The organism is Mycetohabitans sp. B2, assembly GCF_021733735.1.
Taxonomy (GTDB): domain Bacteria; phylum Pseudomonadota; class Gammaproteobacteria; order Burkholderiales; family Burkholderiaceae; genus Mycetohabitans; species Mycetohabitans rhizoxinica.
In genome coordinates, this window is the sequence record NZ_JAHKSP010000146.1 from 1 (window position 1) to 1,132 (window position 1,132).

A 1,132-nucleotide genomic window follows, 5' to 3' on the forward strand; every position below is an offset into this window, starting at 1 on the left:
TGCGTGTCGGCGAGCTGCCGCACGAGCGCCTCGTCCAGCGGCTTCACGAAGCGCATGTTCGCCACCGTCGCGTCAAACTCCTGCGCCGCCGTCAGGCTCGGCGCCAGCATCGAGCCGAACGCCAGAATCGCCACCCGGTGGCCAGCCGGCGCCTGCGACTGCCGCCGGATCTCCCCCTTACCCACCGGCACCGCGCTCAGCCGCTTGTGCGTGGCCACCCCAGGACCCGTGCCTCGCGGATAGCGCACCGCGCTCGGCCCGTCAATCTGCAATCCCGTGTGCAGCATCTGCCGGCACTCGTTCTCGTCGGCCGGCGCCATCACCACCATGTTCGGGATGCAGCGCAGGTACGCCATGTCGTAGGCACCCGCATGCGTGGCCCCGTCCGCGCCCACCAACCCCGCGCGATCCAGCGCGAACACCACCGGCAGGTTCTGCAGTGCCACATCGTGGATCAACTGGTCGTAGCCTCGTTGCAGGAACGTCGAGTAGATCGCCACCACCGGCTTCAACCCTTCGGCCGCCAGCCCGCCGGCAAAGGTCACCGCGTGCTGCTCGGCAATGCCCACGTCGAAATAGCGTTGCGGGAAGCGCTGCTCGAACTCGACCAGCCCCGAGCCCTCGCGCATCGCCGGCGTGATGCCCACCACCCGCGGGTCCAATTCCGCCGCATCGCACAGCCATTCGCCGAAGACCTGCGTGTACGTCTTCTTCGACGACGCAGCCGGCTTGATGCCTTCAGCCGGATTGAACTTGCCCGGGCCATGGTACAGCACCGGATCGGCCTCGGCCAGCTTGTAGCCCTGGCCCTTCTTCGTCACCACGTGCAGGAACTGCGGACCACGCAAGCCGCGGATGTTCTGCAGCGTTGGGATCAGCGCATCGAGGTCATGCCCATCAATCGGGCCGATGTAGTTGAAGCCAAATTCCTCAAACAGCGTCGCCGGCGTGACCATGCCCTTCGCATGCTCCTCAAGCTTACGCGCAAGCTCCAGCATCGGCGGTGCGTGGCGCAGCACCCGCTCGACGCCTTTTTTCGCGGTCGCATAGAACTTGCCCGACATTAGCCGCGCAAGGTACCGGTTCAGTGCGCCAACCGGCGGCGAAATCGACATGTCGTTGTCGTTCAGGA

General features: G+C 66.0%; 1 protein-coding gene. It reads right to left on the bottom strand.

Annotation, left to right across the window (positions count from 1 at the left end; translation table 11 throughout):
* A partial coding sequence (gene dxs, locus KPG66_RS17145) for a 1-deoxy-D-xylulose-5-phosphate synthase (RefSeq protein WP_237071647.1) occupies positions 1-1,132 on the bottom strand: 1,132 nt, incomplete at both ends.